The sequence below is a fragment of the Paenibacillus sp. B1-35 genome (assembly GCF_050474385.1).
GTDB classification, from domain to species: Bacteria; Bacillota; Bacilli; order Paenibacillales; family Paenibacillaceae; genus Paenibacillus_B; species Paenibacillus_B alvei.
On sequence record NZ_JBCHVJ010000002.1, the window covers coordinates 822,984 to 838,390 of the forward strand.

Here is a 15,407-nt window from a genome sequence, read left to right on the forward strand (position 1 = left end):
CTCTTTTTATTTTTTTCTCAAACGGATGTAAAAGCAGAAAAACCTCCAATTCCACATATCGTGGACAGGAGGTTTTGTTAAGGTAGATGAGCTACATGAGGATTCTATTTAAATAAATTGAGCGTCGTAATAATGATGGGCACGGCAAACACGTCGATAAGAAAGGCGCCTACAATGGGGACAATTAGGTATGCTTTGCGGGAAGGGCCGAAGCGCTCCGTTACGGCAGCCATATTGGCCATCGCATTGGGCGTGGCGCCGAGGCCATGTCCGGTGAACCCGGCGACCATCACGGCGGCATCATAGTTTTTGCCCAGCAGCTTGAACAAAACGAAAATCCCGAACAGAACGATAAAGAGGACTTGTACAAGCACGATGGCGAGAATCGGAAGGGCAAGATCCGCCACTTCCCATAGCTTGATGCTCATAAGCGCCATAGACAGAAAGATGCCAAGCGTCACGTCACTAACCAAGTTGATGCTCTTCATGTCAATGGCATTCGGACCCAGTTTATCCACGAGGTTGCGGACGATAACGGCCACGAACATGGATCCGACATATCCGGGAAGGACAAAGCCTGTTGCTGATGTGAACAGCTCTCCCAAATACGTCCCTATCGCCATACAGAATGTAATGAGCAGCACTTGAATGAAGAAGGAATTTGTCGTTATCGGTTGAACGTAAGCTTCTACGCTCGCTGCTTCTTCATTTGTTTCCGTTGGCTTCAGATTGTATTTCGCTATCAAAAATTTAACCGTCGGACCACCAACCAACCCGCCGGCGATAAGACCAAAGGTAGCTGCCGCGATCCCGATAGACAATGCCGAGTGGATTCCCAAATCTTCTATGGTTTGTCCAAATGCGCTTGCCGCTCCATGTCCGCCTTCCATAGATACGGCCCCCGCCATCATCCCAATCAGTGGGTGTAAGCCGAATAACGAGGCGAGGGAAACCCCGATCACGTTTTGAGCCAAAGCGAGGAATCCGCAGGCAAGCCAGTAAATGATGAGCAGTTTGCCGCCTAATTTGATAAGTTGAAAGCTTGCACCCAATCCTACCGTGGTGAAGAACGTGAGCATGAATAGGCTTTGGAGCGAAGTATCCAATGTGATTTCCAAAAGTCCTGTCGTTTTGAGGATCGTAGCTAGGATAGCAAACAGCAGTCCTCCGACAACGGGCGCTGGAATACAAAACTTTTGCAGTACTCCTGATTTTTTGACAAAAAAGGTTCCTAGTACAAGCAGGGCTACGGCCAAAAATATCGTATTCACTTGATTAAGCGCCAGCGTCATCAGTGTTCCTCCCCATAAATGTCATGATCGCTTCATTCGTTAAGTATGCTCCCAGCTTTATGGTTCTTCCGTTCTCGTCAACAGCAGGATTCACCTCGCAAATATCAAAAGAAAGCGTTTTCTTATGAGCGGCGATCGTGCGAATTAGGCTACGAACTACCATCGGTGTCAATCCGAAAGGAGAGGGAGCGCTAACTCCTGGCGCAAATGCCGCATTGAGAACATCGGTACAAAGGGTGAGCATGACATAATCTTGTTGTTCCATGAATGTGTGTAAGGATGAAAGGATGTTATCAATCTGTCCTTCATGCATGTCTTCTTCTAGAATGTAGCGGGCACCGAGCTCGTCCGCTTTGTCGAACAGTTCTTGTGTATTGCCGAAACGCTGGATGCCAAGCACGAAATAGCGGCTGTTGCCATCCTGCTCTACTATTTGGCGGAACATTGTTCCTGATGAAGGCTGATTGTCGTAGGGGCGCAAGTCGAAATGGGCGTCAATGTTGATAATTCCTAGCGAAGCATCTGATCCGATATGCTGCCGAACACCTAAATAATGTCCATATAGCGTCTCATGTCCTCCGCCTAAAATAATAGGGGTAGCGGATTTGGAAAAGAGATCAGAGACGGCATGGCCCAATGCTCTCTGGGCTTCTTCAAGCTTGTCATTGGAACAAGTCACATTTCCCGCATCGACAAGGCGATGGCCTTCCGCTGTTCTCCAGGGGAGGCTTGCGAGCGCTTGCCTGATCGCATTCGGAGCCTTTGCCGCGCCTAATCTTCCTTGATTGCGCCGAACGCCTTCCTCACATTCAAAACCGATGATGGCACAAGTGTTGGTAGAGAAGGTTTTACATGGTCCATCCAGCTCCATCCGTTCCACAATTTGATGGTAGCGGAAGCTACTTCTTCTTTCCGTATGATCGGTTCGGCCGATCCATACATCGGCTCCAATTGATTTTCGCAATGTCCCCACCCTTTCTCGTATGCTGTTGTTTCATTATATGATGACATTCTTATAATTTTAAATATATAATACAAATAAATTAATAGTTTTTAGCTATAAATAGAGAAAGGAAGATCGTTCTGGATATTAAACAATTACATTATTTTGTGACGGTTGCCGATCAGTTGAGCTATTCCAAAGCCGCGCAAAAACTGCATATATCACAGCCATCTTTAAGCAACGCCATTAAAAATTTGGAGCATGAGGTCGGATCGCCGCTGTTTGAACGCAGCACAAGAAAGATCGAACTAACGGACGCGGGCAGCGTTTTGTATGAAAAGTCGATTCGACTGCTCTCCCAAATGAACATTTTGAAAAAGGAGATGGAAGAAGTAAAGCTGACTGGAAGAGGGGAGCTTGTGATTGGCATGATCGAGTCCGTGAGGCAGTGGGTTCCCCAAGTGATTCGCGAATATCAAGGCCGTTTTCCTTCGATGCATATTAAGCTGTTCGAGGTACTGAGCAGAAAGGCGGTGGTCGATTCATTGCGTAAATATCATACCCATCTTATCATTACCAACCAGTGCATCCACGAAGACGATATTGAATCGATTCCTTTGTACAAGGAAAAGTTAGTCCTGGTGCTGCATCGGGATCACGGGCTATCCCAGAAGGAATTCATTACATTCAAAGAGTTGGAGAGAGAACCCTTCATTATTAGCATGGAAGGATTCCAGACAAGGGAGGATATATTGAAAGCCTTTGCGCTCGAGCAAGCATCTCCGAACGTCAAATTTGAAATCGAGCGGTTTGAGACCGCTTTGACATTGGTAAGCGAAAATCTAGGCGTTGCCATTATTCCGGAAAATTATTTAGTTGAGTTGAAGGATGAATCGATTGTCCGCAAAACGTTAGATTCGCCTGCGTTGGAACGCACAGTTTATTTAATGATTATGAAAAATCGGTATTTGGCACCTGCGGTTCAATGCTTCTTGGAAGAGATTCAATGCAACTTTGCGCCAGGTAGCAAAGCATAAAAGTGCTTTTCCCAAGTTAAGCGGTGTTTCCCTACGATAGAAACGATAATACATTCGGAGCAACTCTAAGTGGTGGCACAGAATGGAACTCAACGTTCAATAAAGTCGGCAGCCTAGGACGATAAATAAGCCCTAGACTGCCGCTGCAGGCTATCGTTTCCTTATCTCAAAAGACTATATTATTTAGAGTTATTGACTGATAACAAGAATATCTCTAGGAGGTATTCCAGTTCTTTGAATTTGAGATATTTCCGCGTTAGTAAGATTACGGCCTACCAAAATGAATGAAGATGTGACATTGTCGAAATTGAATCTACCCAAGTTAGCTACATTTTGACTGCCACGGAACACCCGGAATGACCCCTGAAAGTTAATTCTCGAAAACAGTACAAGTGTTACTTGATTTCTTTGCACAACATTTCTGAGTCGGAAGCTTGAAAGCACATTGTCAAATCGAAACGCCCCAAGATCACGAACCGCAACCCCTCCGCGTCTGAAGAGGATCCGACGACCAGTAAAATTGGTACCTGACCAAAGCGCAAGACGTAAATCTCTGTTTGCCAACTATATCACTCCTTTTTCTAAGGATGGTATAGTATATTGCAGTTCTTTAAGAATGGTATAGATAAATGGAGCAAGGTAATAGATTGATTTTATTAATACACGATATAATGAATGATTAAAAAGATGTTTTATAAAGAACAGAACTTGATCTACTGAGTGAACGGGAGGGATACAAGGTGAAAGAAGCATGGGAAAGATCAAGTAAAAGTATGCACTTCACATATGAGATTCTAAATCGAATGATTAGCCAAGTTTTCAGAGGAAAGCGGCTTATAAAAGCGGAAAGAACAAAAACAGGACTTAGTAATGGAACCTATAAAGTGGAGATTGAAGGATCTGCTACACCCTACCTTTTAAGGATCTTTGCTGGAGGTTCAGACGTAGCTTCAATAGAAGAAGCAATCGCTAAGCGATTGCGCGGCGTCGTGCCTGTAGCCGATTATATATATCTTGATACAAGCCGAAAGCTAGTAGAATATGACTGGGCTTTAATAGAGTGGAAAGAGGGAGTGTTACTGCGTGATATCCTGCAAAGAAAAGAAGAACACGAGATTGCAAAAGTTGCGGAGTCTGTCGGCAGTGTACTAGCTCGTATTCACAGCCATTCTTTTGAATGTCCAGGTTTTTTTGCAGGGGATCTTACCGTCGCCCATCCATTTAACATGGATGAGGACGAATATTACTCTTTTATTTCTGAAAGCTTGGATAATGGAGCAACCGGGCATTGGCTGGGAGCGGAAGCAACTGAAAAGGTTCGAACATTTTGTAAGTCTCACCGATCACTATTATCTGAAATTCATGAACCGCCAGTCCTTGTTCATTCGGACTTCAATGGTTTAAATCTTTTAATGATCGAAAAGCCAAGTGGCTACGAAGTATCAGCGGTATTGGATTGGGAATTTGCTTTTTCAGGAAGACGCTATGTGGATATTGGGAATTTACTTCGGTATGAACAGGAAGATTCCTTGTTCGAACGTCATTTTATAAAGGCATACCAGAGTTCTGGTGGATTCTTGAATGGGAATTGGGTTCAATTATCTAAACTGGAAGATTTGATTGCCTTGTGTGATTTACTGAATCGTTCGACTCCAGAAATGCCGAACCGGATCGCAGATGTAAGACAGCTTATTATTCAGACTATACAATAAAATTCGACCAATGGGAGCATTAGCTGAAACCGCCCGAAAACATAAAAAACATGAAGGAGAACAAATCTAATGAACATTAGAGTCGCTACTCACCAAGATACTGAAAGATTAGCAATGGTTCATGTGAATAGCTGGAAGACAACATATCAAGGAATAATTCCAGAAGCATATTTATCAAACTTATCCGTTGAAGGACGAAAGAAGAATTGGGGACTGATATTTAAGAACCCAAATCAGGATGAAACGATTTATGTAATCGAAGATGGAGGAAAGATCATCGGATTTATAGATGGTGGAAAGAATAGAGAGCTTGGAATGGATTATGATGCGGAGATATATTCTTTTTATTTATTGAAGGAAGTCCAAGGAAGAGGATACGGTAAATTACTTTTTAATAGACTTGTAAAGAAATTAAGATCAGACAATTATAACTCACTTATGGTCTGGGTACTTGAAAGGAATCCATCGATTGGATTCTACGAGAAAATGGGGGGAGAATATATAACTAAGAAAGAGATCAAGATAGGGGAACAAATAGTAATCGAAACGGCATTTGAATGGAAGGATCTGGGGGCTATGAGTCTTTGAATGAAAATTCGAAGAAGCGAGCGGCGTCATCCTATCCGAAATCTAAGCATTCGATGTAATCAAAGCTGGAAAGGGGCGAATGGATCTGATAAGAGGTATTAGTTTTGAAATTCCTAATGAATACGAAAGATTCCTCGGGGATATACTGAAACCTTTTGACACAAGCGTATCATTTAAGCTGTCTCAAGTCAGCTCGGAGTATCTTTAAAGAAGATGCCAAGATTTATCCGGAATATCTTCGTGAAAATGTCGAATGTCGACAATTCCTATCACTTAGCGGCATGCGTACCTTGTTGTACAAACTTGGCCTTGACTTAAGCTGGGAGATAAAATTAGGTTTCCGTGACAAGTGGGCGATGAAGCAAACCTCATTTTGTGCAACATAACGTGCTTTTGGGGATTTTTTCAATTGTGTATTTTTCATAATTTAGATACAATTGAATGCGGTTACATTGAATCGTTGTGGAGGAAGAATCGGGTCGTTGTGTACGCTGTACACGTAACCGCAGCTCGCTTAACGTTTAACCCAACGCCTTTTCCAGGCTCCCCCCAACCCCCATGCACTACGATACATATATATCTTCATATTTTTATTGCGTAAACATTTTAATATTAAACAAGCACGGAGGTCCGTTATGAACAAGAAGAAGCTAGGTACATCAGCAGTTCTGACAACATTGATTAGCACGCTATTCGCCGGATCATTATTTGCAGCTCCCCTGCAGCCCATTAACCATGTCGATTGGATGCAATCCAAGAGCTACATATCTGGGGCGAATGACGGTCTCGCGCTAGATCGTCCAATCACGCTTGTTGAAGCAGTAGCCATGATCGCGCGCGTACAGGACAGGGAAAAAGAAGTTCAACAGATCGACCCTGCTATTAAAGGCTGGGCAGCCAAAGCACTCACTTGGGCGAAGCAACAAAACATCGTGAATGCAGAGCAATGGAAGGAGCTTCATCGTCCGGCAAATGCAGCGACACTTCAAGCTGTAGCCAATAAAGCAGGTCTGAACCTGGAAGCAACAGGCGATACGGTAACACGCGAGCAGTTCTTTACCGCACTTGGTAACGCAATTACGACACATATTACGATCGGTCATACAAACGATACGCACGGACATATGCTGGAAGACGCCCAGGCTAAGGAAATGGGCTATGCCAAACTCGCTACCTTAATGAAGGAACTGCGTGCAGAGAATCCGAATTCCATGGTACTCGATGCAGGCGATATGATTCAAGGTACGATTTACGTGAACTTGTCAAAAGGGGAAAATGCAACGAAATTGGCAAACGCTCTTGGATATGATTTCATGGCGTCCGGCAACCACGAATATGACTTCGGTCACGAGCAGTTCGCAAAGGTGGCGAAGATGTTCAAGTTCCCTGTGCTCGGTGCGAACGTATTCGATACACAAGGCAAGCCACTGCTGCAGCCTTACGTAACGAAGCAGATCGGCGATCAGAAGTTCGCCATTCTTGGCTTGGTAACGGCAGATACACCAATCGTTACTCATCCTGACAACGTTAAGGGCTTGACGTTCAAGGATCCAATCGAAGTCGCGAAGGAATGGGTGCCGAAGCTGCGCAAGGAAGCTGATCATGTCATCGTCCTCTGTCATACGGGCATATCCTATGACCGTGAGATGGCGAAGCAGGTTCCCGGCATCGATATCATTGTGGGCGGACACTCGCATACACCTGTTGATGCGCCTGAGCTCGTCAACGGTACTTATATTGTTCAGGACTGGGAATACGCCAAGTCGCTTGGCCGAGTAGACTTATACTACCATGGCAAGGATCTGGTTCATTTCTCTGGCGGATTGATAAAGTATGATGAATCCACAAAGGCTGACCCGGAAGTCGCTGCAATCGTAGAATCTGTAAAGAAAGAAGCGGATACTCTGTTGAATGAGAAGATTGCGATCGCAAGCGTGGATCTGGACGGCGATCGCTCCAGAGTGCGGAAGCAAGAGACGATCATGGGCAACTTAGTGGCAGATGCGATGCTGGCGCGCACGCGTACGATGCCTGGCTTCGAAGCTGATGTAGCCATCACGAACTCAGGCGGCATCCGTACGAGCATCATGAAGGGAGATATTACGAAACGCAATCTGTATGATGTGCTTCCATTCTCGAACTCACTGGCTGTCGTTGAGGTAAAGGGTAGCGATTTGATAGCAGCTTTGGAAAGTGGCGTTAGCGAAATTGACGCCGGTTCCGGACGCTTCCCGCAAGTTGCAGGCCTGTCCTTCTCTTTCGATAGTAATAAGCCGACAGGAAGCCGCGTATCGGATGTGAAGGTTGGCGACAAAGCGGTAGAAGCCGACAAAACGTATCGTGTAGCTACAAACGACTTCTTAATCGCCGGAGGCGACGGTTACTCCATGTTCATGAATAAGAAATCGCTCGATACCGGCGTTACGCTTTACGAAGTCGTTGAACAATACATGAAGGAAAAGAAAGAAGTTACAGCGAAGATCGAACAGCGCATTAAACAATAACGCATTAAAGAATACCGCATTAAAGAATAATTCGCTCCGACATACTCGATATATCCCCCTCCTTCCGAACAGAAACACGCTAGGCGATTTCCTCTTCACGCCTAGCGTGTCTTCTTGTTATACGGCCGCTCCACGTCGCAGAAATATATCCTCATTCTTCGCCGGTTATCCGATGACTTGCGGCTTTCAAGTTTATCTGTAAATATGAACATTGGATAAAGTATTCGTTCATATACTAATGAATAGATATTCACCTTGTTTGTAAGCGCTTAACCACTTATAATGGATGTTAATCCACAAATATCCAAATAAGTCTGGAGGGGGTTCTGCATGAAGCTTTTGGCCGCAGTAACCGTTCCGAGCGTTAAACGGAGCAAGAAACGTTGGCCGCGCGTTATCGGAATCATTGTTTTGGTTTTAGTGCTTTTGATTGCCTGCGCAGGGGGATACGCATATTGGTTCGTGAATAAAAGTCTGCCTGTCGTTCAGGGAAAACTCAACATTTCTGGACTGAAAAAGGAAGTGACGGTATGGAGAGATGCTTCCGGCGTTCCGCATATCGAGGCGCAAAACGAACATGATCTCTACATGGCGCAAGGTTACGTAACGGCGCAGGATCGCCTGTTCCAGATGGATTTGAGCCGCAGGCAGGCTTCCGGGCAGCTTAGTGAAGTGGTGGGGGATAAGGCTATCGACCGCGACAAATTTTTCCGTGCGTTCAGTTTGCGGCGTGCGGCAGAGATTTCTCTTGACGCTTACTCAAAAGAGTCCAGACAGATACTGCAATGGTATGCGGATGGCGTCAACAGTTACATCAAACATGCTAAAGCCGCCAGTTCACTACCGGTCGAATTTGCGATTCTGGGGTATGAACCCGCGGAATGGCAGCCTGTGGACTCCTTGACGATTGGCAAATACATGGCCTATGATCTGGCAGGCAACTGGGAGGGGCAGGCTTTCAGATATGCCATGGCACAGAAGCTGTCTACCGAGAAATTTCAGTCGCTTATGCCAACCTACCCGAAGGATGGGGCAATGATCATCCAGGCGCTATCAGAACATCCGGTCGATCTGACAGTGCTGGCTACTACTGCGGTTCCGCGGGATCCGTTTAACGGAAGCAACAACTGGGTCGTTTCGGGAGAAAAATCGGCATCCGGCAAGCCGATACTGGCCAATGACCCGCATCTGGGTCTAAGTTCGCCGTCCATCTGGTATGAGACGCATCTCTCAGCGCCGGAGATGAACGTGAGCGGGGTGATTTTTGCTGGTGTTCCGGGGATCATTCTCGGGCATAACGACCTAATAGCCTGGGGGGTGACGAATCTGAGTCCGGACGTGCAGGATCTCTATATTGAAAAAAGAAACCCCGATAATCCGCATCAATTTGAATATATGGGCAAATGGGAAGATGCCAAGGTTTATAAAGAGGAAATTAAGGTAAAAGGCGAGGCTCCGGTGCCATATGAAGTTGTCGTGACCCGGCATGGGCCGATTATCTCTGAATTCGCGCATGACCAGCGGCAGGAAACGGCACTTGCAATGAAATGGACTGCCCTGAATGCAACGACAGAGCTCGAAGCGATTCAGATGTTCGCGAAAGCGCGGAACTGGGAGGATTTCAAGCAGGCGTTGAAACATTTTGAAGCACCTGCTCAAAATTTTGTTTTTGCTTCTACGGACGGCACGATTGCTTACCGTGGGAACGGCCTGATTCCGATCCGCAAAAAAGGCGACGGTTCGGTTCCGGTACCGGGCTGGACGGATGAATATGAGTGGACGGGATATATCCCATGGGATGAATTGCCCACAACTGTGAACCCAAAGGACGGGTTTATCGCTACGGCGAACAATAAAGTGATCGGCGACAGCTACCCGTATCATTTAACGGACGTCTGGTCCCAGCCATACCGCGAAGCGCGTATCCAACAGGTGTTGTCTGCCAAGGAGAAGCTGACCGTAGAGGATATGAAAAACCTTCAAATTGATCGCCATAACCTTCAGGCGGCAGAGTTTTTGGATGAGCTGATTGCCAAGATTAAAGACTTGCCGGATTTGCGGCAGATCGACCGCGACGCGCTTTCGCTCTTGCAAGGCTGGAATAAAGTAAATGATCCAGAACAGGCTGCTCCGCTTGTCTATGAGCTATGGATGCAGAGTTTTGATGATGTGCTGTTCAAACCCGAAATCAATGCTGACTTGATGGAGCTGTTTAACAATAAAGCGGTCGTTAAGGATGAAATGCTCCGCAGGGCGCTTCAAGGCGAGCGGGAGCCATGGATCGACGAAAAAGGCGGAATCGAGAAGGTGGCGCTGCAGGCATTTCATCTGGCTGTGGATCAGGCTGTTTCGCTGCAGGGCAAACATCCGGACAAATGGCAGTGGGGCAAGTTCCATCAGGTTGATTTTGCCCATCCTCTTGGCGCTGTGAAGCCGTTGGATCTGATTTTTAACGCCAAGACTGTCGCGATGGGCGGTGGGCGTGTCACCGTCGGGGCTGCAGGTTGGAATGCAGAGAACGGCAAAGTCACTCTTGGAGCACCGTGGCGAACGGTCATCGATATGTCCGATCCGACCCATTCGTTGAATGTGGTGGGACCCGGCCAATCCGGACATGTGCTGAGCAAGTGGTACCATGATCAGGTAGATGATTGGATTACTGGACAGTACCACATTACGAGTTCCATACCCAATGAATATCGAAAGGCAGGAAATGAGCTGAAGTTAGTGCCAGAATGAAAGAACTGGTAGATAATGGGCGATAACTCAGACAATACACGACCCAGTCTAAGATAGAGCTATCTAAGGCTGGGTCGTGTGGAGCATACAACAATTGAGATATTTCTGAAAATGGAGATCATCTGTTGTTATGTGATGGTAAGTTTGCAAGCTGAGAAGATGAAATAATACGGTATGATTTCAGGAAGGGTTGGTTTTGTTGTAGGGTAGTGATAGGATTGTTAGACGCTGGGTCTTTATTTGTACTGAAAAAACCGGCCTCTCGGCCGGCAGGAGTCTATCGGAACAGGTAATCAGGCTCTCAGATGGACATCTTCTGCAAATGTGCTTCGAGCCGGTCAAGATTTTCCTCGTTGGCTGGAGCTGCGATTTTCTTGAAGGCGTTGAATTCGGCTTCGTCTTTGAAAAGCTGGCGCCAAGTTAATCTGGTTGTGCCGTCAAGATCCTCGAAGGTTGCCGTAAGTCGAAAATGGGGTTTACATGTGCGCAGCACGATCCGTTCTGGCCCGATTTCGATAAATTCGTTTTTATTGGGATAATCGACTCCGTTCGGTCCGTGCATCACAAACTCCCATATCCCTCCCGGCCGTAAATCAAATTTATGAAAAGTGTTCGTAAACCCATTCGGACCCCACCACTGTGCCAAATGCTCGGGTTTTGTCCAGGCTTCGTAAACGAGAGCTGGAGAAGCATTCATCACCCTCGTTGTTACCAATTCGTTTTCTTCCGCTCTGCTGAATTCGCTGTTTGCTGCACGGTTTTCCGTCATGCCCGTTCCTCCCTCGCATGTTAAAGTAGGCTAGTCGATCTCCAACTGCACACCCAACTTGTCCAGCATCTCCTTGGTGCCGTGCTCGCGCTGAGCCGGCGAATCGTGGCCGTCCAGGAAGACGCCTTGCTCGGTGAAAATCAACTTTGTTCCTTCACCCTCCGCCTTGAACTCGACGGTCGTTGCGGAAATGGAAATTCGCGTCTCATCCATGTCCAAAGTATAGGTATACACGATCCGCTCGTCCGGCACAATGTCGTGGTACTGGGCATCGAAGGTAAATACCGCTCCGCCGGGAGGCCCACCTTGACTGCGTTCGCCACCGCCGACACGGAAGTCAAACTCATCTGCTTTCGAAAACCATTGCTCTTTCATGCGAGGGTTCGCCCAGTAGGCAAAAACCTTTGCCGGCGAAGCTTTGTACACTCGCTCAACGACGAAAGTGTGATGAATGGAAGATCGTTCGTTCATGATTTTCAGCTCCCTTGATTCGATTCGTCGGCATCCTTGTCGAGGAGGTCGCCCAGCTGATCCAGGCGATGCTCCCAATTCATCCAACGTTCGAGGATTACTTTTTCTTGGCTCTTTTTCATCATTTCTAATAATTTTGTAAAATCTTCAACCGTCACTGGTTGTTTCAAAAGCATGAGTTCGGACACGGATTCCAATCCGGCCAAAAGCTTTTGTTGCATCTGGATCGTTTCTTTTAGACGGGCGATTTGCAGCGACACAATTTGCAGCGGACTAAAATGGCCGCCGGTTACTACGGACTTAATCTCCTCAAGCGATAAGCCTAGCTCTTTTAAGGACAAAATTTGCTGCAGTCTCGATAGGTCGGCCTGGTTATACAGCCTGTGCCCCGAATCGGAATGCGCCGAAGGAGAAAACAGGCCAATCTGGTCGTAAAATCTCAATGTTCGTAATGTGAGTCCTGTGAGCTTAGCAAGATCTCCGACTTTCCAAAGCTGCTTCATAATCACCTCTTTTTGTGCTGCGCATCTATTTGCCGGCACCTATACTATAAAACATGACGTTACGTCAGGTGCAAGTGTTATCTCTTGTAACGGAAAAAATATAACGAAAAAGGCCCTAACATAACGTTATGCTAGGGCCTTTAGTATTCCTAAATCACTCCAATTACATTTAAAAATACGATCATAATTGCAATTGGTGCTATATAGCGAAGTAAGAATAACCATAATACAAATAATTTATATCCTTTATTTTTTTTACTTACTTCCAATTCTCTCATTAATACATCTTTCTTCATTTTTAACGGTACGAAGATCGCAACTAATAATACACCGAGTGGCATAAGAACATTACTTACTGTAAAGTCTGCTAAATCAAAGACGGTTTTGCCAAACAATTTCACATCGCTTAAAACGCCATATGATAGCGCCGATGGAATCCCTACAACAAAGATTAGTAATCCAACAATCAGTGCTGTTTTTTCGCGTTTTCCGCTCCCTTTTTTTGTTAAAGAGGCAACGCTAATTTCCAACATCGAAATTGCGGATGTTATCGTTGCAAAGAAAAATAGTAACAGGAAAATAATGAAGAATAGCTTTCCGAATGCCATTTTACTGAAAATCGCTGGCAATACAATAAATAATAGACCTGGCCCTTGAGATGGTTCCATTCCAAATGCGAATACAACTGGGAAAATAGCAAGTCCAGCAAGCAATGTAATCACAAGCGTTAAACCGACGATAGAAAATGCGGAGCGCGGTAAACTTTCTTCTTTCGGTAAGTATGAGCTATACGTTACCATGACTCCTACACCGACAGATAATGAGAAGAATGATTGCCCCATCGCATATAACACAATTTCAGATGTTACATGTGAGAAATCTGGTTGTAAGAAGAAACGAACTCCTTCTCCAGCACCATCTAATGTAAGTGCTCGAACAATTAATACAAAGAATAAAACAAATAGTGCGGGCATAAAATATTTATTTACTTTTTCAACACCGTTTTGTACACCTTTACTTACGATAAAAATAGTAATCAGAATAAATAATAACTGTGATCCAACTGCTAAATATGGATTGGAAATGATTTCACCAAAAGTTGCTTCGTACGCGCCATTTCCTTCCCATAGTCTGCCTGTAATTGCATTCCATAAATATAATAAAATCCATCCTCCTACAACACTGTAGAATGAAAGCAATATGAAACATGTTACAATCCCTAATTTACCGACCCACGGCCATAGCGTCATAGGAGCAATATCTCTATATGCCTCGACAGCCTCTTTTTGTGCACTTCTTCCAATTACAAATTCCGCCAATAATAACGGTAAACCTATTAATAAAGTAAAACCGATAAAAATAAGAAAGAACGCACCGCCGCCTCCAATACCGGCCATATACGGGAACTTCCAAATCGCGCCAAGCCCTATTGCTGAACCTGCTGCAGCTAAAATGAAACCTAATTTCGATGTCCATTGCTGTGAATCCATCTGTTTATCTCCTCTCTGCTTCTTCTATTTCTTTGTCTATTACGATTCGGTCTTTATTCATATTGTTCTATCGTAGATACTTTCTCATACAACCACTTCCTTTCAAATCAAAAACGTCCCTACGCAAATACGTAGGGACGATGAAATATCGCGGTACCACCCTAGTTGTGAAGATACAACAAGAGTAAGACCTAAATAAAAACGTCCCTACGCAAATACGTAGGGACGATATATATCGCGGTACCACCCTAGTTGTGAAGATACAACAAGAGTAAGACCTAAATAAAAAACGTCCCTACGTAAATACGTAGGGACGATATATATCGCGGTACCACCCTGGTTGTGAAAAAATTCTTCACCACTTTATTTGATAACGGTATTCACTACCGTCTTTCATTTCCTCACAACGTGAGATTTATGAAAGATGCTCCAGGACGAACTTCATGAATAATCTATATACTGATTCACACCAACCATCAGCTCTCTGATATAGGGAGATTTTCACTACTTTATCCCTTCATTGCCCAAATATTATTTTCCGAATTGATATTAACATTTTTATCATGCATTAAAAATAGTGTCAACTAATTTTTTGATTTTTATGTTTATACTTTATTGAGCAATTGAGCAATTTGCATAATTCCGTGTTGGCTTCAAAAAATAGAAACCTACAAATTCTCAGGTCATAAGTTAGCAGTCCCTCGAAGGTAAACAAACTTTCTTGTAGAATATACAAGGTGACTTCTCCATTCTTGGGGTTTCAAACACCATAAATGATTTTTATTGTAGGATTACTTATGACTAAACCCGACAGGCCGAGCGCACATTATTGCTTTTTTAGGGGGATTACATTATGGACGATGCAAATGAGCTAATGGACCAATACGTATCCATGAAAGATATAGCCAAGCGCAATGCGATTTTAAAGCAATTCATTTTTAATCTTCCTCCCGATGGGAAGGATTTTTTCCTTAAAGCATTTAAAAAAGAACGCTATCTTGATATGAAGCTAATGGCAGTAAGAGGTTATGCGGCATTTGCCGACCAGAATGAAGTTGCTGTCCTAATGAAAAAATTACTGGAGCTTCTAAAAAAGCGTCCAGAAAGCACACCATATAATTACCAGGAGTATGAAATATTGCGTTCTGCTTTTTTGATGCCGTACTTACTAAAACAATACAATTATGAATGCTTCAAGGCTTTTAATGATCAATTGGAACAACAATACGATGCTATGCCGGAAGCGTTCAAAGGAGTTTTCACCTGTGATGAAAATGGAGATGTGGTTCAACTGATTCCACCGGAAAAATCTCGGAAACGCATAGATGATTTTTTCTCAAAACAAATGAAATGACCAAA

14 protein-coding genes and 1 other annotated feature are annotated in these 15,407 nt (G+C 44.7%); of the genes, 7 read left to right on the forward strand and 7 right to left on the reverse strand.

Annotation, left to right across the window (positions count from 1 at the left end; genetic code table 11):
• Positions 1-104: 104 nt before the first annotated feature.
• Together gltS and hutG are read right to left on the reverse strand one after the other, a co-directional pair.
• The gene (gene gltS, locus ACQ5BJ_RS11430; protein WP_005550359.1) at positions 105-1,292 is read right to left on the reverse strand and encodes a sodium/glutamate symporter; all 1,188 of its coding nucleotides are present in this window, start codon (positions 1,290-1,292) and stop codon (positions 105-107) included.
• Entirely contained in the window at positions 1,276-2,265 is a 990-nt protein-coding gene (hutG, locus tag ACQ5BJ_RS11435; RefSeq protein ID WP_040736645.1) for a formimidoylglutamase, read from the reverse strand. The genes gltS and hutG overlap by 17 nt, the downstream gene beginning before the upstream one ends.
• Before the next feature lie 110 nt (positions 2,266-2,375).
• On the opposite strand from hutG, the gene ACQ5BJ_RS11440 reads away from it, so the two are divergent.
• The gene (locus ACQ5BJ_RS11440; RefSeq protein ID WP_268622506.1) at positions 2,376-3,272 is read left to right on the forward strand and encodes a LysR family transcriptional regulator; all 897 of its coding nucleotides are present in this window, start codon (positions 2,376-2,378) and stop codon (positions 3,270-3,272) included.
• Positions 3,273-3,461: 189 nt separating this feature from the next.
• Here ACQ5BJ_RS11440 and ACQ5BJ_RS11445 read toward each other — a convergent pair whose 3' ends face one another.
• A complete protein-coding gene (locus ACQ5BJ_RS11445; RefSeq protein ID WP_005550354.1) occupies positions 3,462-3,836 on the reverse strand; it encodes a hypothetical protein in 375 nt (124 codons plus the stop codon).
• 176 nt (positions 3,837-4,012) lie between these two features.
• On the opposite strand from ACQ5BJ_RS11445, the gene ACQ5BJ_RS11450 reads away from it, so the two are divergent.
• The 5 genes from ACQ5BJ_RS11450 (at position 4,013) to ACQ5BJ_RS11470 (ending at position 10,815) form a co-directional block, all read left to right on the forward strand.
• Complete coding sequence (locus tag ACQ5BJ_RS11450; protein ID WP_430109596.1) at positions 4,013-4,984, forward strand: phosphotransferase family protein; 972 nt, start codon at positions 4,013-4,015, stop codon at positions 4,982-4,984.
• Between the two features lie 69 nt (positions 4,985-5,053).
• Positions 5,054-5,572 carry an N-acetyltransferase family protein gene (locus ACQ5BJ_RS11455; protein ID WP_430109594.1) on the forward strand — a complete coding sequence of 173 codons (519 nt, stop codon included), beginning with the start codon at positions 5,054-5,056 and terminating at the stop codon, positions 5,570-5,572.
• 79 nt (positions 5,573-5,651) lie between these two features.
• Complete coding sequence (locus tag ACQ5BJ_RS11460; RefSeq protein WP_244965871.1) at positions 5,652-5,780, forward strand: DUF2691 family protein; 129 nt, start codon at positions 5,652-5,654, stop codon at positions 5,778-5,780.
• Positions 5,781-6,207: 427 nt separating this feature from the next.
• Complete coding sequence (locus tag ACQ5BJ_RS11465) at positions 6,208-8,076, forward strand: bifunctional metallophosphatase/5'-nucleotidase (RefSeq protein ID WP_171418985.1); 1,869 nt, start codon at positions 6,208-6,210, stop codon at positions 8,074-8,076.
• 330 nt (positions 8,077-8,406) lie between these two features.
• The gene (locus ACQ5BJ_RS11470; protein WP_430109591.1) at positions 8,407-10,815 is read left to right on the forward strand and encodes a penicillin acylase family protein; all 2,409 of its coding nucleotides are present in this window, start codon (positions 8,407-8,409) and stop codon (positions 10,813-10,815) included.
• A gap of 301 nt (positions 10,816-11,116) precedes the next feature.
• Here the strand turns inward: ACQ5BJ_RS11470 and ACQ5BJ_RS11475 are convergent, their stop codons facing one another.
• From ACQ5BJ_RS11475 to ACQ5BJ_RS11490, 4 genes are all read right to left on the reverse strand, one after another.
• Positions 11,117-11,584: an SRPBCC family protein gene (locus ACQ5BJ_RS11475; RefSeq protein WP_430109589.1), complete on the reverse strand. Its 468-nt coding sequence runs from the start codon at positions 11,582-11,584 to the stop codon at positions 11,117-11,119.
• Positions 11,585-11,614: 30 nt separating this feature from the next.
• Entirely contained in the window at positions 11,615-12,055 is a 441-nt protein-coding gene (locus tag ACQ5BJ_RS11480; RefSeq protein ID WP_430109587.1) for an SRPBCC family protein, read from the reverse strand.
• A gap of 5 nt (positions 12,056-12,060) precedes the next feature.
• Positions 12,061-12,558 carry a MerR family transcriptional regulator gene (locus tag ACQ5BJ_RS11485; protein WP_262866834.1) on the reverse strand — a complete coding sequence of 166 codons (498 nt, stop codon included), beginning with the start codon at positions 12,556-12,558 and terminating at the stop codon, positions 12,061-12,063.
• A 149-nt stretch (positions 12,559-12,707) separates the two neighbouring features.
• Complete coding sequence (locus ACQ5BJ_RS11490) at positions 12,708-14,048, reverse strand: sodium-dependent transporter (RefSeq protein WP_430109585.1); 1,341 nt, start codon at positions 14,046-14,048, stop codon at positions 12,708-12,710.
• 306 nt (positions 14,049-14,354) lie between these two features.
• Positions 14,355-14,578 (reverse strand) — a binding site (T-box leader).
• Between the two features lie 323 nt (positions 14,579-14,901).
• Between ACQ5BJ_RS11490 and ACQ5BJ_RS11495 the strand changes: the two genes are divergently transcribed.
• Positions 14,902-15,402: a hypothetical protein gene (locus ACQ5BJ_RS11495; RefSeq protein ID WP_171418979.1), complete on the forward strand. Its 501-nt coding sequence runs from the start codon at positions 14,902-14,904 to the stop codon at positions 15,400-15,402.
• The last annotated feature ends 5 nt before the right edge of the window (positions 15,403-15,407 follow it).